The organism is Pseudomonas sp. 51_B (genome assembly GCF_017491595.1).
GTDB lineage: Bacteria > Pseudomonadota > Gammaproteobacteria > Pseudomonadales > Pseudomonadaceae > Aquipseudomonas > Aquipseudomonas promysalinigenes.
Genome location: NZ_JAFGYW010000020.1, coordinates 55,678 through 82,390, shown reverse-complemented (window position 1 = coordinate 82,390; position 26,713 = coordinate 55,678). Strand labels below are relative to the sequence as shown.

Below are 26,713 nucleotides of genomic sequence, written 5' to 3'. Positions count from 1 at the left end.
CTCCCGCCCTACCCTGATCAATGCAGCCGCTTACGGCACACCAACTGAGCCAGCTTGGCGGTGTCTGGCCGCTCGACGATGCCGCGCTCGGTAACAATCACATCGATCAAATCAGCCGGCGTCACGTCAAAAACCGGGTTGAACGCCTCGACCTGCGGCGCCACACGGGTGCCGGCGTAATCCAGCAACTCGTCCGCTTCGCGCTCTTCCAGTGGAATGTCTTCGCCGGTGGCCAGATTGAGATCGATACTGGTGCTCGGTGCCACCACCATGAAGCGTACGCCGTGGTGCATGGCGCTGACGGCCAGCTGGTAAGTACCGATCTTGCTGGCCACATCGCCGTTGGCAGCAACGCAATCGGCCCCTACCACCACCCAGGTGATGCCCTTGGTCTTCATCAGATGTGCCAGCGCCGAATCGGCGCACAGGGTGACCGGGATGCCTTCGTGGGCCAACTCCCAGGCGGTCAGGCGCGAGCCTTGTAGCCACGGGCGGGTTTCGCCGGCATACACCCGCTCCACCATGCCTTCGAGATACCCGGCGCGGATCACCCCCAGGGCCGTGCCGATACCGCCGCTGGCCAGGGCCCCAGCGTTGCCGTAGGTCAGCAGGGTCTGGGCGTTGCCTTGGTGGCGACGGATCAGCTCGGTGCCGAGTTGGGCCATGGTCAGGTTGGCTTCGCGGTCGCTTTCATGGATTGCGATCGCCTCGGCTTCCAAGGCGGCCAGCACGCTCTGCTCGCCACGCACGCGCTGCAAACGCTCGCGCATGCGGTTCAGCGCCCAGAACAGGTTGGCCGCGGTGGGACGGGCTTCGGCCAAGGTGAGGAAGTCTTCTTCCAGGTCCATCTCCCAATCCCCACCCTGGGCCAGGCGCTCCTCCAGGGCCAGCACCAGGCCGTAAGCCGCGGCAATGCCTATGGCTGCGGCGCCGCGCACCGCCATGTCGCGGATCGCCTGGGCCACCTGTGTAACCGTGTCGCAGGTCAGCCAACGCTCTTGCGACGGCAGCGCACGCTGGTCGAGCAGGTGCAGGGCGCCGCCTTGCCAGCGCATCCCGGTCACCTTCTCTGCTCCCAAAAGTCGCTCGCGCATCGCCTCTCCCCGTCGTTCAGATATCAAAAGCCGGCGATTATAGCGACCCTGGCCCGCAGACGCTCGGTTATACTGCGCCCCATTTGAAGTGCAAGTTCCAGAGGATTGTTCAATGAGCAACGTCGACCACGCCGAAATCGCTAAATTCGAAGCCCTGGCCCACCGCTGGTGGGACCGCGAGAGCGAGTTCAAGCCGCTGCACGACATCAACCCGCTGCGCGTCAACTGGATTGACGAGCGCGTGGGCCTTGCGGGCAAGAAAGTGCTGGACGTCGGCTGCGGCGGCGGCATCCTCAGCGAGGCAATGGCCTTGCGTGGTGCTCGCGTTACCGGTATCGACATGGGCGAGGCGCCGCTGGCTGTGGCCCAGCTGCACCAGCTGGAGTCGGGCGTCGAGGTCGAGTACCGGCAGATCACCGCTGAGGCGCTGGCCGAAGAAATGCCCGAGCAGTTCGATGTGGTCACCTGCCTTGAGATGCTCGAGCACGTACCCGACCCCTCTTCGGTCATCCGCGCGTGCTGTCGCATGGTCAAACCTGGTGGCCAGGTGTTCTTCTCGACCATCAACCGCAACCCCAAGGCCTACCTGCTGGCCATCGTCGGTGCCGAATACATCCTCAAGATGCTGCCGCGCGGCACCCACGACTTCAAGAAATTCATTCGCCCGTCCGAGCTTGGCGCCTGGAGCCGCAGCGCAGGCCTTGAGGTCAAGGACATCATCGGCCTGACCTACAACCCGCTGACCAAGCACTACAAGCTGAGCAGCGATGTAGACGTCAACTACATGATCCAGACCCTGCGCGAGGAATGAGCATGCGTTTGCGAGCAGTACTCTTCGACATGGACGGCACCCTGCTGGACACGGCGCCGGACTTCATCGCCATCTGCCAGGCCATGCTCGCCGAACGGGGGCTGCCGGCCATCGATGATCAGGCGATTCGCGACGTGATCTCCGGCGGCGCACGCGCCATGGTCGCAGCGACTTTTGCAATGAACCCGGAAGATGAAGGCTTCGAAGCCCTGCGCCTGGAATTCCTCGAGCGGTACCAGCGTGATTGCGCAGTGCACAGCAAGCTGTTCGACGGGATGGGCGAGCTGCTGGCCGACCTCGAGAAGGGCAAGCTGCTATGGGGCGTGGTCACCAACAAACCGGTGCGCTTCGCTGAGCCGATCATGCAGCAGTTGGGCCTGGCCGAGCGTTCGGCGCTGCTGATCTGCCCGGACCACGTGAAGAACAGCAAGCCCGACCCAGAGCCTCTGATTCTGGCCTGCAAAACCCTGAACCTGGACCCTGCCAGCGTGTTGTTCGTCGGCGACGACCTGCGCGACATCGAATCTGGCCGCGACGCTGGCACCCGCACGGCTGCGGTGCGCTACGGCTATATTCATCCAGACGACAACCCTAACCACTGGGGCGCCGATGTGGTGGTGGACCACCCATTGGAGTTGCGCAAGGTCATCGACAGCGCCCTGTGCGGCTGCTGAACTCCGGTCGATGCCCCGGCCCTGAACCCTGCGTGAGCGGGTTCACCCGCGAAAGCGTCAGGCCGGGCAATACCGCCGCCTGATCATGCACAGTCGCGGGTATACCTGCCCCCACAAGGGGCCAGGGACGCCCCGACGAATTCAAAGGACAGAACCATGTTCGATTACACCGCCCGCCCCGGCATGCTCGCCGGCCGCGTCATCCTGGTTACCGGTGCCGGCCGTGGCATTGGCGCCGCCGCCGCCAAGGCTTACGCCGCGCTGGGGGCCACTGTGCTGCTGCTAGGCAAGACCGAAGCCAACCTCAACGAGGTTTACGACCAGATCGAGGCTGCTGGCCACGCGCAGCCTGTGGTCATCCCGTTCAACTTGGAAACCGCCCTGCCCCATCAATACGATGAGCTGGCGGTGATGATCGAGGAGCAGTTCGGCCGGCTGGACGGGTTGCTCAACAATGCCTCGATCATCGGCCCACGTACGCCGCTGGAGCAACTTTCAGGCGAGAATTTCATGCGGGTGATGCATATCAATGTGGATGCCACCTTCATGCTCACCAGCACCCTGCTGCCACTGCTCAAATTGTCCGAAGACGCTTCTGTGGTGTTCACCTCCAGCAGTGTCGGGCGCAAGGGCCGGGCTTACTGGGGCGCCTACGGCGTTTCGAAATTCGCCACCGAGGGGCTGATGCAGACCCTGGCTGACGAACTGGAAGGTGTCGCCCCAGTGCGCGCCAACAGCATCAACCCAGGCGCCACACGCACCGCGATGCGGGCGCAGGCTTACCCTAGCGAAAATCCGCAGAACAACCCGTCGCCCGAAGAAATCATGCCGGTTTACCTGTACCTGATGGGGCCAGACAGCAAGGGCGTGAACGGGCAGGCTTTCAACGCGCAGTAAGTATTGCGTCGCCTGCACCGGACGCTTGGCGGGTAACTCCGCTCCCAAGGCCTATACCGCCGTAAAGGCTTGTGTATTTGCTGTAGGAGCGGGTTAACCCGCGAACAACGCAGGGTTTCAGCCAGCTGCCAGAGCCGGGCGCAGGCGCCCTTGCTGGCGCCCTTCGAGCTGCATGCAGCGTTCCAGGAACAGGTACATGCAGTCGTAGCTTTTGCAGATTGCCTTGCGCAACTCGTTGCGCAACCCCTGGGTCGGGTTCTCGCCGGCCAGCGTGCAGATGATTTCCAGCGCCTCCCAGGGGTGTGCATCATCATACTGGGCATGCATCTTCAACCACTTCATCGCCCGCTTACGCTGATCCTCGGGGAACCCCATGGCGTAGGTATCTTCGGCGCACACTACCGCCGACCATTCGCCGGTCGCCCCCTCGATTGCATAGTTGGTCGCTGCCATGGCAATGGCCAGCGATTCGGTGGTGCACACGCGCCAGCACCAGTCGTTCAGGCCATTGAGTTCAGGCGGCACGTCCTGGGCCTGCAGATCGTGCAAGTGAACACCATGGGCCTGGCACCAATGTACCCAGTAATCGGCATGGTTGAGCTCTACGCGAATGTTACGCATCAGCCAACGCCGCGCCATGTCCTCGCCGGGGTGGCGAGCGTAGCGGGTCTTGGTGAGGTTGTAGGCCATGTACAGGGAAAACTGCTCGACCACCGGCCAACCACCGATCAGGTACTGGCGGATCGTCGACTGACGCAGCTGGCCATCACGCAGGCGCTGATAGAACTCGTGCTCGACCACCCGACGCTTGCTTTCGCGGCAGTCCTCGATCAACTGCTGGGCCCACTGGGGATAACTGGCCGGGTCCATCAAGGGCCCGATACGTACGAATGCGTCAATCACTTTCAGCTCCTTGATCCTTGTGATTTAGCGGACGTGTATTCAGCGAAATGTTCCTGGCGCCCGATGCAGCAAGGGCCGCGCAGCAATCCGTTGGCGCTGCAGACTGTCACAGGTGAACACCTGTGGTCGTTCAATCAAATAGCCCTGGGCGTAATCCACGCCGATCTCCTGCAAGGCCTGCTCGATCAACGGTGTTTCGACGAACTCGGCGATGGTCCGCTTGCCCATGACATGACCGATGTGATTGATCACCTCGACCATGGCACGATTGACCGGGTCGTCGAGCATATCTTTGACAAAACTTCCGTCGATCTTCAAGAAGTCGACGGGTAAATGTTTCAAATAAGCGAATGACGACATCCCGGCACAGAAGTCGTCCAGCGAGAACTTGCAACCTAGGCCTTTCAATTCGTTGATAAAGCGGATGGCACTACCCAGGTTGGCGATGGCACTGGTTTCGGTGATCTCGAAACAGATCATTCGGGGCGGAATGGCGTATTCGACGAACAACCGCTGCAGGTACTCGAGGAATTTGTCATCGCCGATGCTGGTACCCGACAGATTGATCGCGCACATCGCCAGAGGCCCGTCCCGGCCCTCGTCCAGGCACTGGCGAATGACCTGGAACACGCTGCGGACCACCCAACGGTCCAGCGCCGTCATCAACCCGTACCGCTCGGCCGCCGGGATGAAACTGTCCGGGAGGATGGTTCGGCCACTTTCGTCGTGCAGGCGTATCAATATCTCGATATGGCCGGGCCCTTCGCCGGGGTTGAGTGCGGCGATCTCCTGGCAATAGAGGCAGAAGCGGTTTTCTTCCAGAGCCACATGCAGGCGCTGTATCCAGGCCATTTCGCCAAAGCGCATGGACAGCTCGCTGTCGTCGGCATGGTACACCTGCACCCGGTTGCGGCCCTTTTCCTTGGCCATGTAGCAGGCCATGTCGGCAGCGCGCAGCGATGCCTCCAATGTGCACGGCGCCTGGGCCATGTGCACCAGCCCGATACTGACAGTGGTTACGAAGGGCCTGCCTTTCCACACGAAATGCAGGCTCTGCACGGCTTGGCGCAGGCTTTCGGCCAAGCGCTCGGCTTGCTCGGCCGGGCAGTTCTCCAGCAACACCCCAAATTCATCGCCCCCCAGACGGGCCAAGGTATCGCCTTCACGCAGCCCCGACTGCAACACTGCGCAGATGTGCCTGAGCAGTTCGTCGCCAGCGGCATGGCCGCAGGTGTCGTTGACCAATTTGAACTGGTCAAGATCGAGGAACATCAACGAGTGCCTGCCGGTCTGGCGCGCCAGGCCATTGAGGGCCTGTTCGAGGCGATATTCGAACTCGCGGCGGTTGGCCAGCCCCGTCAGGGCGTCATGGGTCGCCTGCCATGACAGGTTGGCGATGTACTGACGCTCCTGGGTCATGTCGTGCAGCACCAGCACGATGCCGGCGACCTGATCGTTATTGATGATCGGCGAGCCGACCAGGTTGACCGACACGGTACTGCCATCCAAGCGCTGGATCAGCCGGGCATGCTCGGCGCCACCTTTGAGGCTGCCGCTGAGCACCTGCTCGACCAACGAGCCGCTCTCGCATTGCTCCTGCTCGTCAAGCAGGCTGAACAGCGCTCCGAGCGGCAGGCCATGGGCCTGGTCAGATTGCCAGTTGGTCAACTGTTCCGCGGCCGGGTTCATGTAGCCGATGTTGCCATCGACATCGGCCGTGATCACCGCATCGCCAATCGACTCCAGGGTGATCTGCGCCCGCTCCTTTTCCTCGCGTAAGGCACTGGCGAACGCCTGCCGCTGGGCCAACAACTTGCTGGAACGGCGCCAGGCAATGGCAATCAGAAACAGCGCGGTCAGCAGATTGGTCACCAACAGTACCCGCAACAGCATGCGCGAGCCTTCGCCCAAGGCATCACTGAATGCTTTGGCAGCCGGCGTGACGCCTTCATTGATTGCCACGATGCGGGCTTTCCATTCGTCGAGCCGAGCTTGGCCAACGTTCCCGGCGGCGAAACCGCTGTGCATCTCGTCAGCCAGAACGTCGAGCTTGTTCAGGTACGCATCGCCAATGTTCCAGTAGTCGATCGCCGTCTGCATGTAGCTGACATGCCGGAAGTTGCGATAGAACCAGATGATGCTGTCGGCATCGTCAGGGTGATTGCCACCTTTGAGCACGGCCTGCCGAGCGCCTGCCAGGTCCGGGCTTGCCTGGTCGAGCAGCTCGCGCAACTCGTGGTCGCCCTGGGGAATGGTCATGACCTGGCGGTAACGCTGGTAGGTACCCTCGTCACGGTCATCGGCATACAGGTTGAGGTAGTAGATCGCGTCTTTCTGGGCCTTGGACCACAGGCTTTCCCCGGCCACATAGGCACGCACAGCCGAAAGCGCATAGAGGCTGAGGCTTCCCAAAAGCACCTGGAAGACGACGACGGCGATGAAGGGCCAAATGATACCCACCAGTCTTGGCGCTTCTAGAGTGCGATTTCCCTTCATTGAGTCCCTGTCACAGAGCAGATAAGACTTGAATCAACCCAGACCAGTTCAGCGTAGGCCATTTGCCATCGACAAGGAGAGGAATATTTAGACCTAAAAGCTGCGGTGCCGCGCAGCCGCAACACCGGGAGCGGGTCCACCCACCAACTGGCCCGCACCGGCCACGCTGTCAGGTCTGCTGCAAGTGCCCATACAACTTGGCATAAAGGCCGCCCTCGGCAATCAGCTGCTGATGGTCGCCATCTTCGGCCACACGCCCACCGTCGAACACCAGCACCCGATCGGCCTGCTTAACCGCCGACAAGCGGTGGGCAATGATCAGTGTGGTCCTGCCACTGAGAAAACGCGCCAGAGCCTGGTGCAAGTTGTACTCGGTAGCGGCATCCAGCGCAGAAGTGGCTTCATCGAGAATCACCACCTTTGGCTCGGCCAGCACCATCCGGGCAATCGCTAAGCGCTGGCGCTGGCCACCGGACAGACGCACCCCGGAACGCCCGACCACGCTGTCCAACCCCTGGGGCAAGGCGGCGATGGTGGCGTCCAGCTGGGCAATACGCAGCGCCTGCCAGCAGGCTTCATCGGTGCACTCGCGCCCCATGGTCAGGTTGGCACGCACGCTGTCGTTGAACAACGAGGGGTGTTGCAGCACCACGGCGACGTTTTCGCGCAGAGTTTCAAGGCCGATTTCCTGCAGGCTGGCCCCGCCAAAGCGGATGGTTCCCGCCTGGGCGCTGTAAAGGCCAAGCAGTAGTTGCACCAAGGTACTCTTGCCACCGCCACTGGCCCCGACGATGGCCACCTTCTCGCCGGGGGCAATGGTGAGATCCAGCTGGTCGAGCACCGGCTCATCGGCATAGGCAAAGCGCAGGTCGCGCACTTCGATGCCCACCGTTTCGCGACCGACGAACGGGTCGCAAGCGGCCGGGTACTGCGGCTCGTCAGCGCGCGACAGCAGCTCGTTGAGCCGGCTCAGGGCGCCGCCTGCGGCGTAGTAGGCGTATTGCAGGTTGAGCAGCTGCTCCACCGGGCCGATCATGAACCAGAGGTAGCTGAATACCGCCAGCATCTGGCCGATCGACAGGTCGGAGAACAACACGGTCAGCATCGCCGCCGCCCGGAAGATATCGATACCGAACTGGAACAGCAGGCCACTGGCGCGGCCGCTGGCATCGCTTTTCCATTGCGATTCCACGGCATAATCGCGCACTTCACGGGCGCGCAAGCCAAGACGGCCTAGGAAGTAGCCCTGGCGGTTGCCCGCGCGGATCTCCTGGATGGCATCCAGGGTTTCCGACAACGCTTGGGTAAAGCGCGAGGTGCTGTCGTTTTCGAGCTTTTTCAAGTGCTTCACACGCTTGCCCAACTGCACGGTGAAGTAGATCACCAGCGGGTTGAACAACAGGATCAGCAGCGCCAGTTTCCAATGCATCCAGATCAGGATCGCGGCGGTGCCGGTCAGCGTCAGCATGGCCACCAGAAAGCGGCTCAGGGTTTCCCCAACGAACTTGTCGAGGGTATCCAGGTCGGTGACCAGGTGCGTGGTCACGGTACCGCTGCCCAGGCTTTCGTACTCTTTCAGCGAAATGCGCTTGAGCCGCTCGATCAGGCGGATGCGCAGACGGTAGACGATATCCTTGGCAAGGCCCGCGAACAGCTTGGCCTGCACCACGTTGAACGCCAGCGCCGCAAGGCGCAGGCTCAAGGTGGCCGCGAGCATCAGGCCGATGTAGCCGGCCGCGACCTGCCACCCGCTGGGCAACAGATGGTTCATCCATTTCAGTGCGGCATCACCATGGCCCAGCAGCACTTCGTCGACCAGCAGTGGCAACAGAAGCGGAATTGGCACGCTGCAGCAGGCGGCCAGCACGGCCACCAAATTGGCAGCCCAGAGGTTTTTCTTGTGGTGCAGGGCCAGGCGGCGTATTTCTGCCCAGCTCAGACGATCAGCCGCAGCCGCAGGCTTCCCTGGCACAGGGTCTGGCGACCCTGGAAGGTCAAGCACAAGCAGCCTGCTGCAGCCAACGGCCCAGCAGCGGTTGCAGGGTGGCCTGTGACTGGTAGCCGTTGGTCAGCAGTGCCAATTGGCCATTGCGCTCAGCCAGCAAGGTTGGGAACCCAGCGATGCCCAAATCTTGCACCCAGGTGAAATCGGCGGCGGTGGCGGCGCGGATGTCGTGGCTGGCGAACTGCACAGCGAAGCGCTCGCGATCGAACCCCACCTGCTGGGCCAGCTCCACCAGTTGCGGCGCGCGGGTCACATCAACACCCTGCTCGTAGAAAGAACGCTGGATCAGCGTCAGCAGCGGCCACACCCGTTCGGCATCCAGCTCACGGGCGGCAACCAGGGCACGGCAGGCAGGCTCGGTATCGTAGACGAAGCCGTCAGGCATGGCGCCGTCGTAACGAAACGGCTGCCCCGTGGCCTCAGCCACGGCCTGCCAATGTTCCAGGATGTACTTGCGGGTCGAGCCATCCAATGCGTTGCCGCCCCTGCGCAGCCCACCTGGCACCACCCGCGTGGCGACGCCCGCCGCGGCGGCCTGGGCGATCAGGGCCTGGGCAACCGGCGCGAAACCCCAGCACCAGGAGCACATCGGGTCCATCACGTAGAGCAGGCGGGCAGTCATGGGTCAGGCCTCGGCTTTGTAGTTGTAACCGATCGGGTGTGGCAGGTTGCGGGCCTTGGCCAGTTCGATCTGCTTTTGCCGATCGATGGCGCTACGCCGGGTCTTTTCGCTCAGGGTGTCCCAGCAGTGTGGGCAGCTCACGCCTGGTGAATAGTGCTCGGACTCGCGATCCTTGGCATCGACCGGGTGGCGGCAGGCATGGCACTGGTCGTACTCGCCTTCGCTCAGGTCATGACGCACCGTGACGCGGTTGTCGAAGACGAAGCAGTCGCCGTCCCAGAGGCTTTCTTCCTGAGGCACTTCCTCGAAGTATTTCAGGATGCCACCCTTGAGATGATAGACCGCCTCGAAGCCTTCACCGAGCATATAGCTGGAAGCTTTTTCGCAGCGGATACCGCCGGTGCAGAACATCGCCACCTTCTTGTGCTTGCTCGGGTCGAAGTTGGCTTTGATGTAGTCGGGAAATTCGCGGAAGGTTTCGGTCTTGGGGTCGATCGCACCTTTGAAGGTGCCGATGGCCACTTCATAGTCGTTACGGGTATCGATCAGCAGCACTTCAGGGTCGCTGATCAGCGCATTCCAGTCTTTGGGCTCGACATAAGTGCCTACCGCCTGGTTAGGGTCGACGCCTGGCACGCCAAGGGTGACGATCTCTTTCTTGAGCTTGACCTTGGTGCGGTAGAACGGCTGCTCGTCGCAGTAGGATTCCTTGTGGTCGACATCCACCAGGCGCGGGTCGTTGCGCAGCCACGCGAGCAGGCCGTCGATGCCTTCGCGGGTGGCCGAAACGGTACCATTGATGCCTTCGTGGGCCAGTAGCAAGGTGCCTTTGACGCCGTTGTCGAGCATGGCCTTGAGCAACGGCTCACGCAGCTCGACGTAATCTTTCAGGGTGACGAACTTGTACAGCGCCGCCACGACGATAGCTTGGGACATTCAGGTGGATCTCCAGGTGGTTGCCCTCGTAAGGGGCAGACCGGGTTTGACGAAAAACGCGAGGGCCGCATAGCGGCCCCCGGATGTTGCAGAATTGTACCAGAACGAAAAAGCGGTTTCAGTGGCCACCACCGGCACACACCGGCGAGGCCGGTGCTACGCCCACCTTGGCCCACTCCTCGGCCGTATAGGTGTGAATCGCCAGGGCATGGATCTGGCCCATCAGCTCACCCATGGTGGCGTACACCTTCTGGTGCCGCTTGACGCTGTTGAGCCCGGCGAACTGCTCGCTGACGATCACGGCCTTGTAGTGGGTCTGCTGGCCACGGCTGTGCATGTGGCTCTCGTCGATCACTTCAAGGTGCTGTGGGGCCAGCGCGGCCAGTTGCTGCTCGATGCGTTGCTGCATGCTCATTGGCTGAAACTCACTTTTTCGCAGGGGCCGCGGCCTTGCCAGCGTTCGGGTCCAGCTCCTTGGTCATGTCGTCGAGCAGCTTGTTGACCACAGGGACCGCTGGTTCCAGGCTGGTCTGGGTCAACTGCGCCGATTGCTGGGTGACCTTGGGCATTTCACGCAGCACTTTCTTGCCCAGTGGCGACTCGTAGAACTTGACCAGGTCCTTGAGCTCCTGCTCGGTGAAGGTCTGAGTGTACAGGTCGACCATCTTCGGTTTGAGCTTGTTCCAGCCGATGGCGTTGTCCAGCGCGGCGTTGGCCTTGGCCTGGTAGCTCTCGAGCACCGCCTGCTTGGAAGCAGGAGCTTTGGTCTGGGCGAAGCGCTGAGCAAACATCTGCTGCACCTGCATGTACACCGGGGTGCCCAGTTTGTCGGCATTGGCCAGGGCCAGGAATTTCTCGGCGGCAGCGTTGTGGCTGGCGGTGGCAGCGAGCACCTGGCCGCTGGCACAAGCCAGGGCAACGGCAGCGCAGAGGACACGGAGACGGGTCATTGCATTTCCTTCAGGGAGGGAGGCGGTACCTCAGAGTGGAGCATTCTGCTCCCGCAGAGGCATAGCGCTCAAGTGGCACGACGAGCGAATGAACCGCTCGCCCATATGAGGGCCTAAACTGCTGATTCTGACTGACAATGGAGTGAATGCAGCATGAGCCGTATCGAGACAGACAGCCTGGGCCCGGTCGAAGTTCCTGAGGACGCCTATTGGGGCGCCCAGACCCAGCGCTCGCTGATCAACTTTGCCATTGGCAAGGAACGCATGCCGCTCGCGGTGCTGCACGCCCTGGCGCTGATCAAAAAAGCCGCCGCGCGGGTCAACGACCGTAACGGCGACCTGCCCGCCGACATCGCCCGGCTGATCGAACAGGCCGCCAACGAAGTGCTCAACGGCGAACATGACGACCAGTTCCCACTGGTGGTGTGGCAGACCGGCAGCGGCACCCAGAGCAACATGAATGTCAACGAGGTGATCGCCGGGCGTGCCAACGAGCTGGCCGGCCAAGGCCGCGGCGGCAAGGCGCCTGTGCACCCCAACGACCACGTCAACCGCTCGCAGAGCTCCAACGATTGCTTCCCCACCGCCATGCACATCGCCGCTGCCCAGGCGGTGCATGAAAAGCTGTTGCCGGCTGCCGCCGAGTTGTCCGCGGGGCTGGCCGAGCTTTCGGCGCGCCACAGCAAGCTGGTCAAGACCGGCCGTACGCACATGATGGACGCCACCCCGATCACCTTCGGCCAAGAAGTCTCAGCTTTCGTCGCCCAACTCGAGTACGCCCAGCGCGCCATCCGCGCCACCTTGCCGGCAGTGTATGAACTGGCGCAAGGTGGCACTGCTGTGGGCACGGGGCTGAACGCCCCGCATGGCTTTGCCGAAGCGGTTGCCGCTGAGCTGGCCGCTCTGTCAGGCCTGCCCTTCGTCACCGCCCCCAACAAGTTCGCGGCTCTGGCTGGGCACGAGCCGCTCACCAGCCTGGCCGGTGCGCTCAAAACCTTGGCGGTGGCGTTGATGAAAATCGCCAACGACCTGCGCCTGCTCGGCTCCGGCCCACGCGCAGGGGTGGCCGAAGTACGTCTGCCGGCCAATGAGCCGGGCAGCTCGATCATGCCAGGCAAGGTCAACCCGACTCAGTGCGAAGCGCTGTCGATGCTGGCCTGCCAAGTGCTGGGCAACGATGCGACGATCGGTTTTGCTGCAAGCCAGGGGCATCTGCAGCTGAACGTGTTCAAGCCGGTGATCATCCACAATCTGTTGCAGTCGATCGAACTGCTGGCCGATGGCTGTCGCAACTTCCAGCAGCACTGCGTGGCGGGGATCGAACCGGACGCCGAGCAGATGGCGGCGCACCTGGAACGGGGCCTGATGCTGGTGACGGCGTTGAACCCGCATATTGGCTACGACAAAGCAGCCGAGATTGCCAAGAAGGCCTATGCCGAGGGTAAGACGCTGCGCGAAGCGGCCCTGGAGCTGCAGTACCTGACCAACGAGCAGTTCGACCAATGGGTGCGGCCGGAGAACATGCTGGCGCCAGGCAGCAAGGGCTGAATGATAGTGCGCTTGTGCCCGCCTCTTCGCGGGTACCCCCGCTCCTACCGGCTGTGTGAGCTTTCGGGAGCTGCGGATTCATCCCTGAGGAGATAACCGACCCACTCAGGCCAGGCGCGCCCGCCTGGCCTTCCACCCCGCCACCAGCGATGGCCCAAGCGCCACCAAGCTCGAACCCGCCACCACCGTCACCGCACCCACATACCCCAGGGCATTGATATCTTCGGCGTGGACGTACTCAGGCCATGCCAAGGCCGCCAGCGCCACCGCAACGAAGGTCACCAGCGGTGTCAGCGCCAGGGTGGCACTGACCCGCGATGCCTCCCAGTGCGCTAGCGCCTCAGCGAATGCGCCATAGGCCACCAGGGTGTTCAAGCAACAGGCCAGCAGCAGCCAACCCTGCACCCCAGTCAGTTGCAACACCTGCAACGGGTGTACCCAGGGCGTCAGCAGCACTGCGCAGCTCAGGTAAATGACCATCATCACCTGCTGCGAATGCCACACCGTCAGCAACTGCTTCTGGCTCAAGGCGTAGAACACCCAGATACTGGTCGCCAGCAGAATGGTCAGCACGCCGGTGGTGTAGGTGCCCAAGGAGGTCAGGAGCTCCTCGAGCCGCTGGTTGAAGAACAAGCCAAACCCGCACAGCAATACGACCAAACCAATGCCCTGCCCCAGGGTGAACCGTTCCTTGAACACGAACACGCTGGTCACCAGCAACAGTACGGGGCCCATCTGCACCACCAGTTGGGCGGTGCCTGGGCTGAGCAACTTCAAGCCGATCAGGTACAGCACATAGTTGCCCATCAGGCCGAGCACAGCTAACGCTACCAGGCCTTTGCCCTTGCGCCCCAGCTTGCGGGCCAATGGCAAGCGGCGCTGGGCCGCCAGCCAGGCGAACAGCAACCCGCCAGAGACCAGCAACCGATACCAGGTGACGGTCAGTGGATCGACCACCTGCAACACCTGCTTGAGCTTGATCGGCAGGATGCCCCAGAGCAGTGCTGTCAGCAGCGCCAGGAATAGGCCATAGCCCCAGCGGCCGGAAGTTGTGTGCATACAGTCCTCGAACCAGAGCCCTTGATGGGTTTAGGCCGATTCTAAGGGCTCAGCGCTAGGCCCCGGTGGAAAATGCCGGGAAATAAATTCATAGGGTCATTCCGTGGCGGCATGCTGGGTCATTTCTTGCCTTTGGCGAAAGCGCCCTCCAGCGCCTCGTTGATCGTGCGCAGCACCTTCACCCGCGCCCAGCGCTTGTCATTGGCCTCAACCAGGGTCCAAGGGGCAATTTCGCTGCTGGTGCGGTCGACCATGTCACCCACCGCCTGGGTATAGTCGTCCCACTTCTCGCGGTTGCGCCAGTCGTCCTCGGTGATCTTGTAGCGCTTGAACGGAATCTGCTCGCGTTCTTCGAAGCGTTCGAGCTGGGTCTGCTGATCGATTGCCAGCCAGAACTTGACCACCACCACACCGGCATTGACCAGTTGCTCTTCGAAATCGTTGATTTCGCTATAAGCGCGCATCCAGTCGGCCGGGCTACAAAAGCCCTCCACCCGCTCCACCAACACGCGGCCATACCAGGAGCGGTCGAAGATGGTGAATTTGCCGCGCGCCGGGATATGCCGCCAGAACCGCCACAGGTAGGGCTGGGCGCGCTCCTCTTCGGTGGGCGCGGCAATTGGCACGATCCGGTACTGGCGAGGGTCCAGCGCGGCGGCGACCCGGCGGATGGCACCGCCCTTGCCGGCGGCGTCATTGCCTTCGAACACCGCCACCAAGGCGTGCCGGCGCATGCGTTTGTCGCGCAGCAGGCCAGCCAGACGCGCTTGTTCGGTGACCAGCTGTTCCTGGTAGTCGTGTTTGTCCAGGCGCAAGGTCATGTCCAGCGCGCCCAGCAGGCTGCGATCGTCGATGCTGTGACTGAGCGGGGCGACGTTGCCCTGGTGCTTGCCCTTCGGGTTGTTCGCCAGTGCCGCCTGCAGGCTCTCGAGCAGGATGCGCCCCACCGCCAGGCTGCGATAGTTCGGGTCGACGCCTTCGATGATGTGCCATGGCGCGTAGTCACGGCTGGTGCGGCGCAGCACGCGCTCGCCAAAACGCACGAAACGGTCGTAGGTTTGCGACTGCTGCCAGTCCAAGGGGCTGATCTTCCAGCTGTGCAGGGGGTCGTCCTTGAGCGACTTGAGCCGCGCCTTCATCTGCTTCTTGGACAAGTGGAACCAGAACTTGATGATCAGCGCCCCTTCGTCGCAGAGCATCTGTTCCAGCCGCTCGGCACCGGTGATGGCCTGGTCGAGCACGGCATCCTTGAACACACCATGTACCCGCCCCTGCAGCATCTGGCTGTACCAGTTGCCGAAAAACACGCCCATCCGCCCCTTGGGCGGCAAGGCCCGCCAGTAGCGCCAGGCCGGTGGCCGAGCCAGCTCCTCGTCGGTCTGCTGGTCGAAGGTGAGCACGTCGATCATGCGCGGGTCCATCCACTCGTTGAGCAGCTTGACCGTTTCGCCCTTGCCGGCACCTTCGACGCCGTTGATCAGCACGATCACTGGGAAACGTGCCTGCTGCTTGAGTTCGTACTGTGCATCAAGCAGTGCCTCGCGTAACGCGGGGACCTCTGCGTCGTAGGTGTCCTTGTCGATGCTGTGGCCGATTTGCGCGGATTCGAACATGCACTGGCTCCTTGATTGGATAAGCAAGACTAGCGGATTTGCGTTGTGCCTGTGCAAACCCTGCAGATGACATAAAATCCGCACATCCGCTGCAACCGAGCCAACCATGTCCACCCTTCTTCAGCATGCCCAGATCGACTGGGACGACCAGGGCCGCCCTCACTCGCGGCAGTACGACGACGTCTACTTCTCGAAAAACGAAGGCACCGACGAAACCCGCTACGTATTTCTCGAGCAGACCCGCCTGGCGCAACGCTTCGCCGAGCTTGAGCCACAGGCGTGCCTGGTGATCGGGGAAACCGGCTTCGGCACCGGCATGAACTTCTTCTGCGCCTGGCAGCTGTTCGCCGAAACGGCAGATCCCGATGCACGGCTGCATTTCATCAGCGTCGAAAAGTACCCCCTGGCCCATGACGACATGGCCCGCGCTGCGCGCCTATGGCCGCAGATGGCCGGTTTCACCGAACCTTTCCTGGCTCAGTATGTGGCGGTTCACCCAGGCTTCCAGCAGTTCAGCTTTGATAACGGCCGGGTAACCCTGACCTTGCTGATCGGCGACGTACTGGAACAACTGCCGCAACTGGATGCGCGCATCGATGTGTGGTTCCTCGACGGTTTCGCGCCCGCGAAAAACCCCGACATGTGGACCCCCGAGCTGTTCTCGCAGTTGGCGCGGCTGGCCCATGCAGGCACGGCGCTGGCGACCTTCACCACTACCGGGTGGGTGCGCCGGGGGCTGATCGAGGCCGGTTTCGCCATGAAGAAAATTCCTGGCATCGGCAAGAAATGGGAAGTGATGAATGGCCTGTACGCCGGGCAACCTCCAGCCACCGACAGCGCCCCTTGGTATGCCCGCCCGGCACCGCTAGTCGGGCCGCGCCAGGCACTGGTGATCGGGGCAGGCCTGGCGGGCAGTGCCACTGCCGCCAGCCTGGCCAGGCGAGGTTGGCAGGTGACGGTGCTGGAGCGCCACTGGGCTGCGGCCCAGGAAGCCTCCGGTAACCCTCAAGGGGTGCTGTACCTGAAACTGTCTGCCCATGGCACCGCCCTGTCGCAACTGATCCTGTCCGGTTTCGGTTATACCCGGCGCCAGCTCGAGCGCTTGCAGCGCGGCGAACAGTGGGACGCCTGCGGGGTTCTGCAATTGGCCTTCGACGGTAAGGAAGCCGAACGTCAGGCCAAGCTTGCCCAGGCCTTCGACAGCGGGTTGCTACAGGCATTGGAGCAGGCTGAGGCCGAGGCAGTTGCGGGGGTGGCGCTGCCAGCGGGCGGGCTGTACTACCCGGAAGGTGGCTGGGTGCACCCGCCGTCTTTGTGCCAGGCACAGTTGCAACACCCCAACATCCGCGTCCAGCCTCACCAGCATGTGCTGCAGCTGCGCAAAGTCCAAGGCCTCTGGCAAGCGTGGGACGGCGAGCGCCAGCTGGCCAGCGCGCCGCTGGTGGTGCTGGCCGCGGCTGCCGATGTACGCAGGTTCCCCGCCTGCTCGCAGTTGCCGCTCAAGCGCATTCGCGGGCAGATCACCCGCCTGCCGGCAACCTGCGCCAGCCGAGCACTGCGCACCGTGGTCTGTGCCGATGGCTACGTTGCGCCGCCCCGACAGGATGAACACACCTTGGGCGCCAGCTTTGACTTCAGCAGCGACGACCTGACGCCCACGGTAGCCGAGCACCAAGGTAATCTGCGGTTATTGAATGGGATTTCCGTTGACCTGGCATCTCGCCTGGGCGCAGACACACTGGACCCGACGCAGTTGCAGGGGCGTGCGGCGTTTCGCTGTACCAGCCCGGATTACCTGCCGATCGTCGGGCCCCTGGCAGACCCTGCCCTGTTCACAGAGGCCTATGCCGTGCTTGCCAAGGATGCCCGGCAGGTGCCCGATGTAGCTTGCCCTTGGTTGGACGGGCTGTATGTGAATAGCGGGCACGGCTCACGTGGGTTGATCACCGCGCCGCTCAGTGGCGAGCTGATTGCGGCCTGGGCCAGCGGGGAGCCACTGCCTTTGCCTAAAGCGGTGGCCGAGGCGTGCCATCCGAATCGATTCATGCTGCGACAGCTGATTCGAGGAAAGTGATCGGCAGAACTCAGAGCCGCTGCCAACCGGCGGATGCTCATGAACATCGATCGGTGAACATGACCTGCCACTTCGTCATTTATAACCAATCGATCTAAAACTCACACAAAGCGCATAGGTCAGTTCCTTACAGGGTGCCCTAATCCGGGGCACTCATTCCCCAACGGAAAAACCGGTAAGGACCTATGTGCGGATTAGCAGGAGAGTTGCGTTTCACCCCCATCGATCAAGCCCCTCGCCCAGCCGACTTGGCTGCGGTAGAGCGCATGACCCATCATCTGGCGCCGCGCGGCCCCGACGCCTGGGGCTTCCATAGCCTAGGCCCGATTGCCCTAGGCCACCGCCGGCTGAAGATCATGGACCTGTCCGACGGCTCGGCGCAGCCGATGGTCGATAACACCCTTGGCCTGTCGTTGGCGTTCAACGGCGCCATCTACAACTTCCCCGAACTGCGCCAGGAGCTGCTGGACCTGGGCTACAGCTTCTGGTCGGACGGCGACACCGAAGTGTTGCTCAAGGGCTACCACGCCTGGGGTGCAGCCTTGCTACCCAAGCTCAATGGCATGTTCGCCCTGGCCATCTGGGAACGTGACAACCAGCGCCTGTTCCTGGCCCGCGACCGCCTTGGCGTCAAGCCGCTGTATCTGTCGCGCAACGGCGAGCGACTGCGCTTCGCCTCAACCCTGCCAGCGCTGCTCAAAGGCGGCGACATCGACCCAATGATCGACCCGGTAGGGCTCAATCACTACCTGAACTTCCATGCTGTGGTACCTGCGCCACGCACGCTGCTGGCCAATGTCCAGAAGCTCGAACCCGGCACTTGGATGCGTGTGGACCGGCATGGCGAGGTCGAGCGCCAGACGTGGTGGCAACTGCAATATGGCCCGAACCCCGACGAGCGCGACCTCGACCTGGAAGGCTGGACCACCCGCGTACTCGACGCCACCCGCGACGCCGTGGCAATCCGCCAACGTGCCGCCGTGGATGTGGGTGTGCTGCTGTCTGGCGGAGTTGACTCAAGCCTGCTGGTCGGCCTGCTGCGTGAGGTGGGTGTGGATGACCTCTCCACCTTCTCCATCGGCTTCGAGGACGCAGGCGGCGAGCGTGGCGATGAGTTCCAGTACTCTGACCTGATTGCCAAGCATTACGGCACCCGCCATCACCAGCTGCGCATCGCTGAGCATGAAATCATCGAGCAACTGCCGGCCGCATTCCGCGCCATGAGCGAACCGATGGTCAGCCATGACTGCATCGCCTTCTACCTGCTATCGCGAGAGGTGGCCAAGCATTGCAAGGGCGTGCAAAGCGGCCAGGGCGCTGACGAGCTGTTCGCCGGCTACCACTGGTATCCGAAAGTGGACGGCGCTCAGGATGCTTTCGCAGCCTACCGTGATGCCTTCTTCGACCGCAGCCACGCTGAGTATCGCGACACGGTCCAAGCGCCATGGCTGCTGGAAACCGACGTGGCCGGCGACTTCGTGCGCGAGCACTTCGCCCAGCCGGGTGCACCGGAGGCCGTAGACAAAGCCCTGCGCCTGGACAGTACGGTGATGCTGGTGGACGACCCGGTCAAGCGCGTGGACAACATGACCATGGCCTGGGGGCTGGAAGCACGCACGCCGTTCCTCGATTACCGCCTGGTAGAGCTGTCGGCGCGTATTCCGGCACGTTTCAAGCTGCCTGACGGCGGCAAGCAGGTGCTCAAGCAGGCGGCCCGGCGGGTGATCCCACACGAAGTCATCGACCGCAAGAAGGGCTATTTCCCGGTGCCCGGCCTCAAGCACCTGGAAGGTGCGACATTAGGCTGGGTGCGCGAGCTGCTGACTGACCCCAGCCAGGATCGCGGCCTGTTCAACCCGACCATGCTCGACCGCTTGCTGAGCAACCCACACGGTCAGCTCACCCCATTGCGCGGCTCCAAGCTGTGGCAGTTGGCGGCACTGAACCTGTGGCTCAGCGAACAAGGAATCTGACCGATGAAAGCCCATGAAATCGCTTACGGTCAGCGTTTGCTGCGCGGCCAGGCACCGTCCTACGAGCGCCTGCAGGCGCGCCTGGCCGGTGATGGCAGCGAACCCCACGACCAGCCGCGAGCCTTGCACTGCGGTTGGGGGCGCCTGTTGATCGGCCACACCTACCCGGACCCTGCCAGCCTGGCAGCGGAGCTGCTGGACGAGCGCCCCGGCGAGCGCGACATCGCGCTGTATGTGGCCGCCCCCCAGCAGCTGCTGGCCCAAGCGCCGCAGCAGCTGTTTCTTGACCCCTCCGACACCCTGCGCCTGTGGTTCACCGACTACCGCCCAGCGCAGCGGGTGTTTCGTGGGTTCAGGGTGCGCCGGGCGCAAAATGCGGGCGACTGGCAGGCCATCAATACGTTGTATCAGGCGCGTGGCATGCTGCCAGTTGACCCAGACCTGCTCACCCCTCGTCACCTCGGCGGCCCGGTGTACTGGCTGGCAGAAGACGAAGACAGTGGTGCGGTGATCGGCAGCGTGATGGGCCTGAACCACAGCAAGGCCTTCGACGACCCCGAGCATGGCAGCAGCCTATGGTGCCTGGCAGTAGACCCACAATGCACCCGCCCAGGCGTCGGTGAGGTGCTGGTACGTCACTTGATCGAACATTTCATGAGCCGTGGCCTTGCCTATCTGGACTTGTCGGTACTGCACGACAATCGCCAGGCCAAGCGCTTGTACGACAAACTCGGCTTTCGCAATTTGCCAACGTTCGCCGTCAAACGCCGCAACGGTATCAATCAGCAACTGTTCCTTGGCCCGGGGCCTGCGGCCGGGCTCAACCCCTATGCCCGGATCATCGTCGACGAGGCGCTGCGCCGGGGGATCGAAGTGCAGGTCGACGATGCTGCAGGCGGCTTGTTCACCCTCAGCCTGGGCGGGCGACGCATTCGCTGCCGCGAATCGCTGAGCGACCTGACCAGTGCCGTGACCATGACCCTGTGCCAGGACAAACGCTTGACTCAACATGCCCTGCACAACGCCGGGTTGCAGGTTCCGGCGCAACAGTTGGCAGGCAACGCCGACGACAACTTGGCGTTCCTGGATGAGCATGGCGCAGTGGTGGTCAAGCCGGTCGATGGCGAACAGGGCCAGGGTGTCGCGGTGAATCTTACCTGCATCGAGGAAGTGACCCAGGCCGTAGAGACCGCCCGCCGCTTCGACAGCCGCGTGCTGTTGGAGAGCTACCATGCCGGTAGCGACTTGCGCATTGTGGTGATCGGTTATGAAGTCGTGGCTGCAGCCATCCGCCATCCTGCCCACGTGGTGGGTGATGGCAAGCACAGCATCCGCCAGCTGATCGAAGCGCAAAGCCGTCGCCGCCAAGCGGCCACCGGAGGCGAGAGCCGTATTCCGCTGGATGATGAAACCGAGCGCACACTGCAGGCCGCAGGCCTGGGCTATGAAGACATTTTGCCTGCGGGTAACCGCCTGGCGGTAAGGCGCACAGCCAACCTGCACACCGGCGGCACCCTGGAAGATGTGACCGACCGCCTGCACCCGGTGCTCGCCGATGCGGCTGTGAGAGCAGCGCGGGCGCTGGAAATTCCGGTGGTAGGCCTGGATTTCATGGTGCGCGATGCTGAGTGCCCAGAGTACGTGATCATCGAGGCCAACGAACGAGCTGGCTTGGCCAATCACGAGCCGCAGCCTACTGCGGAGCGGTTCGTCGATCTGCTGTTCCCCCAGAGCCGGCCGTTGGCTTAAGACAGTAAAGGCCCGTACACGGGTTAATCCGCTCGCATGGCCTTCGGCTTGCCGTGCGAGCGGGTTCAGCCGTGAACAGACCCGCAGAAGAACCAAGGAGTACCCATGTCTGAACGACTCCCCGAACCCGACCTCGATTACCTAAAGCGCGTGCTTCTGGAGATGCTCGCCATCCCCAGCCCGACTGGTTTCACCGATACCATCGTGCGCTATGTGGCCGAGCGCCTGGATGAACTGGGCATTCCCTATGAGCTGACTCGCCGTGGCACCATACGCGCTACCCTCAAAGGCCGGCAGAGTTCGCCTGACCGCGCCGTCTCGGCTCACCTCGATACCATTGGCGCCAGCGTGCGTCAGTTGCAGGACAACGGGCGCCTTGCCCTGGCCCCGGTCGGCTGTTGGTCGAGCCGCTTCGCCGAAGGCAGCCGGGTCAGTGTGTTCACCGACACCGGAGTATTTCGCGGTAGCGTACTGCCGCTGATGGCCAGCGGGCATGCGTTCAACACCGCCATCGACCAGATGCCGGTGAGCTGGGAGCACGTGGAGGTCCGCCTGGACGCGTACTGTGCCACCCGTGCCGATTGTGAAGCGCTGGGCATTTCCATCGGCGACTTCGTCGCCTTCGACCCACTTCCGGAGTTTACCGATAGCGGTCACATCAGTGCCCGCCACCTGGATGACAAGGCGGGTGTGGCAGCATTGCTGGCGGCACTGAAGGCAGTGGTTGAAAGTGGCCAACAGCCGCTGATCGATTGCCACCCGCTGTTCACCATTACCGAAGAAACCGGCTCGGGTGCGGCCGGCGCCCTGCCCTGGGATGTCAGTGAGTTCGTCGGCATCGACATCGCCCCGGTAGCGCCGGGCCAGGCCTCCAGCGAACATGCGGTGAGTGTGGCCATGCAGGATTCGTCCGGGCCTTACGATTACCACTTGTCACGCCACCTGCTGAAGCTGGCGGGCGATCAGGATGTACCGGTGCGCCGTGACCTGTTCCGCTATTACTTCAGTGACGCCCACTCGGCTGTGACGGCCGGGCATGACATACGCACCGCACTGGTCGCGTTTGGCTGCGACGCAACCCACGGCTACGAACGCACCCATATCGACAGCTTGTCCGCCCTCAGCCGATTACTAAGTGCCTACCTGCTCAGCCCACCGGTATTTGCCAGCGACTCGCAACCGGCCAATGCATCGCTGGAGCGCTTTAGCCACCAACTGGAGCACGATGCGCAGATGGAGAGCGACACCCGGGTGCCGGCCGTGGACAGCCTGCTAGGAAATAAAAGCTGATGGCACCGCAATCGCGTAGCATGCAGCGCTCATGACTTGGACTGTGCGCTGCCCATGCTGATCCCCTACGACCAACTGCAAGCTGAAACCCTCACCCGCCTGATCGAGGACTTCGTGACCCGCGAAGGCACCGACAATGGCGATGACACGCCACTGGAAACCCGCGTATTACGGGTTCGTCAGGCGCTGGCCAAAGGCCAGGCGTTCATCCTGTTCGATGTGCAAAGCCAGCAGTGCCAACTGCTGGCCAAGCATGACGTGCCACGGGAATTGCTCGACTGACCTCGGGCCTTGAAGCCACGCGGCCGAGGCAGGTCAATCAGCCTTGCGCTCGGCCTGCTCTTTGATGCGCCGATAGACCTCCGCCCGGTGCACCGGCACTTTGCGCGGCGCATCCACGCCAAAACGCACCAGCCCATTGTGGGTATCCACCACCTTGATTCGAATATCGTCACCTATGGTGATGACTTCGCCGACTTCTCGTGCGATCACCAGCATGCTGCGCTCCTTTTTGGCATCAGGAAAAACCGCAGCGTGCTTGGGGATATTCTGCTAGACAAGGGCTAGCCAGCAATTCAGAGCAAGCCTACGCGCCGTTGTAATTTTTCCTACGGGCTGCGCTGGGCAATCACCGGGGTTGCGCCTTAGCTCGCATTTTTACCGCCATCTCGGCCATCTCATCGTATAACCGCTCTGGCGCCTTACGCTTGAGCTCCCAGGCCAGGCGTCCGGCTTCATGGGGCAGAATCAGAAACTCGCCGGCCGCGACCTGCTGGTGAATGTAGTCGGCAATATCCACCGCGCTGATCGGGGAGCCTTCCAGCAACTTGCCGACCTGCACTTTCATCGCCGGGTTCGGGCCGCGGAAGGAGTCGAGCAGGTTGGTCTGGAAGAACGACGGGCAAACCACGTGCACAGCCACTTCGAGCTGGCGCAGCTCCACCAGCAGGCTCTCCGACAACGCAAGCACCCCCGCCTTGGCAACGTTGTAGTTGCTCATGCCCGGCCCCTGCATCAATGCCGCCATCGAAGCGACGTTGATGATGCGCCCTTTGCTGCGCTCCAGTTGCGGCAGGAACGCCTTGCACCCCTTGACCACGCCCATCAGGTTGACTGCGAGCTGCCAGTCCCAGTCTTCCAGGGACAGCTCGGCGAAAAAACCACCTGAGGCGACGCCGGCATTGTTGACGATTACATCGATGCCTGCGAAACGCTCTTCGCAGGCCTGGGCCAAGGCGGTCAGCTGGCTGTAATCGCGAACATCGCAGCGCTGGACGAAGCCATCGCCGCCTGCCGCCCGTACCCCCTCCAGGGTTTCGCGCAGGCCCGCTTCGTTGACATCAGCCAGCGCCAAGCGCCAGCCCTCCCGGGCCCAACGCAGGGCGATCTCCCGGCCAAGGCCGGAACCTGCGCCAGTGATCATGATGCGGTTTTGCATAGTGGCACGCCTTGTTCTGACGGGTTGTGTCAGGAGTCTAATCAAGGCCTTGGTCCACAGCAGGGTTAATCAGGATAGTGAATGGGCGAACATGACTGCATGGTGCTCAAGCAAATGGAATCTTTCACGAGCGGCAACGGTCGGAATTACAAGAGGCCGGCAGTGTGAGGCCCTTGACCCCTAAACACACAAGGATTTCTTCATGACCACGATTCTGATCATCATCCTGATCCTGTTGTTGATTGGCGGCTTACCGGTCTTCCCCCACTCGCGCAGCTGGGGCTACGGCCCGTCGGGTATCATCGGCGTGGTGCTGGTGGTACTGCTGGTGTTGCTGCTATTGGGCAGAATCTAGCCGGCAAGCAAAAAAAACCGCGCCTAGGCGCGGTTTTTTTTGCGTTATGAATCAGTGCGAAACGGCGCCGGAAGCCCCAAGGCCAGTCTGCGAGCGAACGAACTGTGGGAAGAACTTGGCACGTTCGTCATCCGCGGCTTTGGAGGTATCGGTGATCGAGAAGAACCAGATACCGACGAAGGCAATCAGCATCGAGAACAGCGCTGGGTACTCGTACGGATAGATGGCTTTTTCATGACCGAGGATCTGCACCCAGATGGTCGGGCCCAGGATCATCAGCGTCACCGCGCTCACCAACCCCAACCAGCCGCCAATCATGGCACCGCGGGTGGTCAGCTTCTTCCAGTACATCGAAAGCAGCAGCACCGGGAAGTTGCAGCTGGCAGCGATGGAGAATGCCAGGCCAACCATGAAGGCGATGTTCTGCTTCTCGAACAGAATGCCCAAGCCAATCGCCAACACGCCAAGGGCCACGGTGGTGATCTTCGACACCCGAATTTCATCCTTGTCGTTGGCCTTGCCTTTACGCCAGACGCTGGCATACAGGTCGTGGGACACTGCCGATGCACCGGCCAGGGTCAGGCCGGCCACCACCGCCAGGATGGTGGCGAAGGCCACGGCCGAGATGAACCCGAGGAACACGCTGCCACCCACGGCATCGGCCAGGTGCACCGCGGCCATGTTGTTGCCGCCGATCAGGGCGCCTGCGGCGTCCTTGAATTCAGGGTTGGTGCTGACCAGCAGAATGGCGCCAAAGCCAATGATGAAGGTCAGGATGTAGAAGTAACCGATGAAGCCGGTGGCATACAGCACACTCTTGCGCGCTTCTTTGGCGTCACTGACGGTGAAGAAGCGCATCAGGATATGCGGCAGGCCGGCAGTACCGAACATCAGGGCAAGGCCCAGCGAGAACGCCGAGATGGGGTCTTTCACCAGCCCGCCAGGGCTCATGATCGCCTCGCCTTTGGCATGGACCTTGATCGCTTCGGAGAACAGCGTGTTGAAGTCGAAGCCCACATGCTTCATCACCATCAACGCCATGAAGCTGGCACCGGACAACAGCAGCACAGCCTTGATGATTTGTACCCAAGTGGTTGCCAGCATGCCGCCGAACAGCACGTACAGGCACATCAGGATACCCACAAGGATCACCGCAACGTGATAGTCCAGGCCGAACAGCAGTTCGATCAGCTTGCCCGCGCCAACCATTTGCGCGATCAGGTAGAACGCGACCACTACCAGCGAACCAGACGCCGACAGGGTACGGATCTGCTTCTGCCCCAGGCGGTATGAGGCGACGTCGGCGAAGGTGTACTTGCCAAGGTTACGCAGGCGTTCGGCGATCAGGAACAGGATGATCGGCCAGCCGACCAAAAAGCCGATCGAGTAGATCAGGCCGTCGTAGCCGGAGGTGAACACCAGGGCCGAAATACCCAGGAACGAGGCGGCCGACATGTAGTCGCCGGCAATCGCCAGGCCGTTCTGGAAACCCGTGATCTTGCCACCGGCTGCATAGTAGTCCGCCGCCGATTTGTTGCGCTTGGAGGCCCAGTAAGTGATGCCGAGGGTGAAAGCAACGAAGGCCACGAACATGGCGATCGCCGGTACGTTCAACGGTTGTTTCTGCACCTCGCCGGTCAGGGCATCGGCGGCCCACACGGCGGGTGCGAAGGCTCCGCAGGCCAGTACGGCCAGGGCTTTGGCGTGGCGAATCATTGTTGCGCCTCCTTCAGGATGGCCTTATTCAGCTCATCGAACTCGCCGTTGGCGCGGCGAACGTAGATGGCGGTCAGGACGAATGCCGAAACGATCAGGCCCACGCCCAGGGGAATACCCCAGGTGATGGATGAATCAGGGCTGAGCTTGGTACCCAGAATCTGGGGGCCGTAGGCAATCAGGAGGATGAAGGCGCAGTAGAGGCCGAGCATGATCGCCGAAAGAATCCAGGCGAACCGCTCACGTTTGCTGACCAGCTCCTTGAAGCGGGGGCTGTTTTGAATCGAAAGGTAAATGCTGTCGTTCATTGTTTTTGTCCTAGCAGCACAAGTAGGGGAAACCCACACCCTTACTTTATGCGGCTAGCGAACACCAACCAGACGACCTTAGTCTTAGATGCAACGGTGTTTTACCGATTGCGTAACAAACTTTTGGGTGGGAGGGTGAGTGCTTTGGCTTGGGATGCGCGGTGGCGCGCAAATCGAGCGCCGCGCGGGCGGCGCTCGATCT

At 62.3% G+C, this 26,713-nt stretch carries 24 protein-coding genes; 10 read left to right on the top strand and 14 right to left on the bottom strand.

From position 1 onward, the window contains the following. Positions 1-17: 17 nt before the first annotated feature. Entirely contained in the window at positions 18-1,094 is a 1,077-nt protein-coding gene (mtnA, locus tag J5M56_RS18890; protein WP_186476564.1) for an S-methyl-5-thioribose-1-phosphate isomerase, read from the bottom strand. Positions 1,095-1,206: 112 nt separating this feature from the next. On the opposite strand from mtnA, the gene ubiG reads away from it, so the two are divergent. The 3 genes from ubiG to J5M56_RS18875 all read left to right on the top strand — a co-directional run bounded on the left by ubiG (position 1,207) and on the right by J5M56_RS18875 (position 3,476). Beyond that, complete coding sequence (gene ubiG, locus J5M56_RS18885; RefSeq protein WP_060480518.1) at positions 1,207-1,905, top strand: bifunctional 2-polyprenyl-6-hydroxyphenol methylase/3-demethylubiquinol 3-O-methyltransferase UbiG; 699 nt, start codon at positions 1,207-1,209, stop codon at positions 1,903-1,905. Positions 1,906-1,907: 2 nt separating this feature from the next. After that, a complete protein-coding gene (gene mupP / locus J5M56_RS18880; protein ID WP_060480519.1) occupies positions 1,908-2,579 on the top strand; it encodes an N-acetylmuramic acid 6-phosphate phosphatase MupP in 672 nt (223 codons plus the stop codon). A gap of 156 nt (positions 2,580-2,735) precedes the next feature. Next, a complete protein-coding gene (locus J5M56_RS18875) occupies positions 2,736-3,476 on the top strand; it encodes a YciK family oxidoreductase (protein ID WP_060480520.1) in 741 nt (246 codons plus the stop codon). A gap of 117 nt (positions 3,477-3,593) precedes the next feature. On the opposite strand, the gene J5M56_RS18870 is transcribed toward J5M56_RS18875, so the two are convergent. From J5M56_RS18870 to J5M56_RS18840, 7 genes are all read right to left on the bottom strand, one after another. After that, a complete protein-coding gene (locus J5M56_RS18870) occupies positions 3,594-4,379 on the bottom strand; it encodes an iron-containing redox enzyme family protein (protein WP_060480521.1) in 786 nt (261 codons plus the stop codon). Between the two features lie 39 nt (positions 4,380-4,418). Then, complete coding sequence (locus tag J5M56_RS18865; RefSeq protein ID WP_186476562.1) at positions 4,419-6,875, bottom strand: EAL domain-containing protein; 2,457 nt, start codon at positions 6,873-6,875, stop codon at positions 4,419-4,421. 169 nt (positions 6,876-7,044) lie between these two features. Next, positions 7,045-8,877 carry an ABC transporter ATP-binding protein gene (locus J5M56_RS18860; protein WP_207937533.1) on the bottom strand — a complete coding sequence of 611 codons (1,833 nt, stop codon included), beginning with the start codon at positions 8,875-8,877 and terminating at the stop codon, positions 7,045-7,047. Then, entirely contained in the window at positions 8,870-9,502 is a 633-nt protein-coding gene (locus J5M56_RS18855) for a DsbA family protein (RefSeq protein ID WP_060480524.1), read from the bottom strand. The genes J5M56_RS18860 and J5M56_RS18855 overlap by 8 nt, the downstream gene beginning before the upstream one ends. Positions 9,503-9,505: 3 nt before the next feature. After that, positions 9,506-10,438, bottom strand: a complete 933-nt coding sequence (locus J5M56_RS18850; protein ID WP_207937532.1) for a rhodanese-related sulfurtransferase — start codon at positions 10,436-10,438, stop codon at positions 9,506-9,508. Between the two features lie 118 nt (positions 10,439-10,556). Beyond that, positions 10,557-10,853, bottom strand: coding sequence for a BolA family protein (locus J5M56_RS18845; RefSeq protein ID WP_060480526.1), 297 nt, complete (start codon positions 10,851-10,853; stop codon positions 10,557-10,559). A 10-nt stretch (positions 10,854-10,863) separates the two neighbouring features. Continuing rightward, positions 10,864-11,388 carry a DUF2059 domain-containing protein gene (locus J5M56_RS18840; RefSeq protein ID WP_060480527.1) on the bottom strand — a complete coding sequence of 175 codons (525 nt, stop codon included), beginning with the start codon at positions 11,386-11,388 and terminating at the stop codon, positions 10,864-10,866. Between the two features lie 153 nt (positions 11,389-11,541). Here J5M56_RS18840 and J5M56_RS18835 point away from each other — a divergent pair, with 153 nt between their 5' ends. Further along, positions 11,542-12,936 carry a class II fumarate hydratase gene (locus tag J5M56_RS18835; RefSeq protein WP_207937531.1) on the top strand — a complete coding sequence of 465 codons (1,395 nt, stop codon included), beginning with the start codon at positions 11,542-11,544 and terminating at the stop codon, positions 12,934-12,936. 105 nt (positions 12,937-13,041) lie between these two features. Here J5M56_RS18835 and J5M56_RS18830 read toward each other — a convergent pair whose 3' ends face one another. Then, positions 13,042-13,995 carry a DMT family transporter gene (locus J5M56_RS18830; protein ID WP_207937530.1) on the bottom strand — a complete coding sequence of 318 codons (954 nt, stop codon included), beginning with the start codon at positions 13,993-13,995 and terminating at the stop codon, positions 13,042-13,044. A 119-nt stretch (positions 13,996-14,114) separates the two neighbouring features. Further along, positions 14,115-15,608, bottom strand: a complete 1,494-nt coding sequence (pap, locus tag J5M56_RS18825; RefSeq protein ID WP_060479750.1) for a polyphosphate:AMP phosphotransferase — start codon at positions 15,606-15,608, stop codon at positions 14,115-14,117. Between the two features lie 106 nt (positions 15,609-15,714). On the opposite strand from pap, the gene mnmC reads away from it, so the two are divergent. From mnmC to J5M56_RS18800, 5 genes are all read left to right on the top strand, one after another. Beyond that, on the top strand, positions 15,715-17,682 hold the full coding sequence (gene mnmC / locus J5M56_RS18820; protein WP_207937529.1) for a bifunctional tRNA (5-methylaminomethyl-2-thiouridine)(34)-methyltransferase MnmD/FAD-dependent 5-carboxymethylaminomethyl-2-thiouridine(34) oxidoreductase MnmC: 1,968 nt from the start codon (positions 15,715-15,717) through the stop codon (positions 17,680-17,682). Between the two features lie 185 nt (positions 17,683-17,867). Continuing rightward, positions 17,868-19,655: an N-acetylglutaminylglutamine amidotransferase gene (locus tag J5M56_RS18815; protein WP_207937528.1), complete on the top strand. Its 1,788-nt coding sequence runs from the start codon at positions 17,868-17,870 to the stop codon at positions 19,653-19,655. A 3-nt stretch (positions 19,656-19,658) separates the two neighbouring features. Beyond that, the gene (ngg, locus tag J5M56_RS18810) at positions 19,659-21,404 is read left to right on the top strand and encodes an N-acetylglutaminylglutamine synthetase (RefSeq protein WP_060478826.1); all 1,746 of its coding nucleotides are present in this window, start codon (positions 19,659-19,661) and stop codon (positions 21,402-21,404) included. A 105-nt stretch (positions 21,405-21,509) separates the two neighbouring features. Further along, positions 21,510-22,694 (top strand): osmoprotectant NAGGN system M42 family peptidase, encoded by a 1,185-nt coding sequence (locus tag J5M56_RS18805; protein ID WP_060478825.1) that lies wholly within the window; start codon positions 21,510-21,512, stop codon positions 22,692-22,694. A gap of 54 nt (positions 22,695-22,748) precedes the next feature. Next, a complete protein-coding gene (locus tag J5M56_RS18800; RefSeq protein ID WP_186476552.1) occupies positions 22,749-22,976 on the top strand; it encodes a YheU family protein in 228 nt (75 codons plus the stop codon). A 33-nt stretch (positions 22,977-23,009) separates the two neighbouring features. Here the strand turns inward: J5M56_RS18800 and csrA are convergent, their stop codons facing one another. Together csrA and J5M56_RS18790 are read right to left on the bottom strand one after the other, a co-directional pair. Further along, a complete protein-coding gene (gene csrA, locus J5M56_RS18795) occupies positions 23,010-23,192 on the bottom strand; it encodes a carbon storage regulator CsrA (RefSeq protein ID WP_060478823.1) in 183 nt (60 codons plus the stop codon). Between the two features lie 130 nt (positions 23,193-23,322). Beyond that, positions 23,323-24,132 carry an SDR family oxidoreductase gene (locus J5M56_RS18790; protein WP_060478822.1) on the bottom strand — a complete coding sequence of 270 codons (810 nt, stop codon included), beginning with the start codon at positions 24,130-24,132 and terminating at the stop codon, positions 23,323-23,325. A 202-nt stretch (positions 24,133-24,334) separates the two neighbouring features. On the opposite strand from J5M56_RS18790, the gene J5M56_RS18785 reads away from it, so the two are divergent. Then, on the top strand, positions 24,335-24,487 hold the full coding sequence (locus J5M56_RS18785) for a DUF3309 family protein (protein ID WP_081016659.1): 153 nt from the start codon (positions 24,335-24,337) through the stop codon (positions 24,485-24,487). Between the two features lie 51 nt (positions 24,488-24,538). On the opposite strand, the gene J5M56_RS18780 is transcribed toward J5M56_RS18785, so the two are convergent. Beyond that, complete coding sequence (locus J5M56_RS18780; protein WP_060478821.1) at positions 24,539-26,203, bottom strand: cation acetate symporter; 1,665 nt, start codon at positions 26,201-26,203, stop codon at positions 24,539-24,541. Next, entirely contained in the window at positions 26,200-26,511 is a 312-nt protein-coding gene (locus J5M56_RS18775) for a DUF485 domain-containing protein (RefSeq protein ID WP_110639578.1), read from the bottom strand. The genes J5M56_RS18780 and J5M56_RS18775 overlap by 4 nt, the downstream gene beginning before the upstream one ends. Positions 26,512-26,713 lie beyond the last annotated feature (202 nt).

Coding starts and splice junctions, on each gene's coding strand:
- mtnA (WP_186476564.1), bottom strand. CDS start 1,094: ATGCGCGAGCGACTTTTGGGAGCAGAGAAGGTGACCGGGATGCGCTGG.
- ubiG (WP_060480518.1), top strand. CDS start 1,207: ATGAGCAACGTCGACCACGCCGAAATCGCTAAATTCGAAGCCCTGGCC.
- mupP (WP_060480519.1), top strand. CDS start 1,908: ATGCGTTTGCGAGCAGTACTCTTCGACATGGACGGCACCCTGCTGGAC.
- J5M56_RS18875 (WP_060480520.1), top strand. CDS start 2,736: ATGTTCGATTACACCGCCCGCCCCGGCATGCTCGCCGGCCGCGTCATC.
- J5M56_RS18865 (WP_186476562.1), bottom strand. CDS start 6,875: ATGAAGGGAAATCGCACTCTAGAAGCGCCAAGACTGGTGGGTATCATT.
- J5M56_RS18855 (WP_060480524.1), bottom strand. CDS start 9,502: ATGACTGCCCGCCTGCTCTACGTGATGGACCCGATGTGCTCCTGGTGC.
- J5M56_RS18850 (WP_207937532.1), bottom strand. CDS start 10,438: ATGTCCCAAGCTATCGTCGTGGCGGCGCTGTACAAGTTCGTCACCCTG.
- J5M56_RS18845 (WP_060480526.1), bottom strand. CDS start 10,853: ATGAGCATGCAGCAACGCATCGAGCAGCAACTGGCCGCGCTGGCCCCA.
- J5M56_RS18840 (WP_060480527.1), bottom strand. CDS start 11,388: ATGACCCGTCTCCGTGTCCTCTGCGCTGCCGTTGCCCTGGCTTGTGCC.
- J5M56_RS18835 (WP_207937531.1), top strand. CDS start 11,542: ATGAGCCGTATCGAGACAGACAGCCTGGGCCCGGTCGAAGTTCCTGAG.
- J5M56_RS18830 (WP_207937530.1), bottom strand. CDS start 13,995: ATGCACACAACTTCCGGCCGCTGGGGCTATGGCCTATTCCTGGCGCTG.
- pap (WP_060479750.1), bottom strand. CDS start 15,608: ATGTTCGAATCCGCGCAAATCGGCCACAGCATCGACAAGGACACCTAC.
- mnmC (WP_207937529.1), top strand. CDS start 15,715: ATGTCCACCCTTCTTCAGCATGCCCAGATCGACTGGGACGACCAGGGC.
- J5M56_RS18815 (WP_207937528.1), top strand. CDS start 17,868: ATGTGCGGATTAGCAGGAGAGTTGCGTTTCACCCCCATCGATCAAGCC.
- ngg (WP_060478826.1), top strand. CDS start 19,659: ATGAAAGCCCATGAAATCGCTTACGGTCAGCGTTTGCTGCGCGGCCAG.
- J5M56_RS18805 (WP_060478825.1), top strand. CDS start 21,510: ATGTCTGAACGACTCCCCGAACCCGACCTCGATTACCTAAAGCGCGTG.
- J5M56_RS18800 (WP_186476552.1), top strand. CDS start 22,749: ATGCTGATCCCCTACGACCAACTGCAAGCTGAAACCCTCACCCGCCTG.
- csrA (WP_060478823.1), bottom strand. CDS start 23,192: ATGCTGGTGATCGCACGAGAAGTCGGCGAAGTCATCACCATAGGTGAC.
- J5M56_RS18790 (WP_060478822.1), bottom strand. CDS start 24,132: ATGCAAAACCGCATCATGATCACTGGCGCAGGTTCCGGCCTTGGCCGG.
- J5M56_RS18785 (WP_081016659.1), top strand. CDS start 24,335: ATGACCACGATTCTGATCATCATCCTGATCCTGTTGTTGATTGGCGGC.
- J5M56_RS18780 (WP_060478821.1), bottom strand. CDS start 26,203: ATGATTCGCCACGCCAAAGCCCTGGCCGTACTGGCCTGCGGAGCCTTC.
- J5M56_RS18775 (WP_110639578.1), bottom strand. CDS start 26,511: ATGAACGACAGCATTTACCTTTCGATTCAAAACAGCCCCCGCTTCAAG.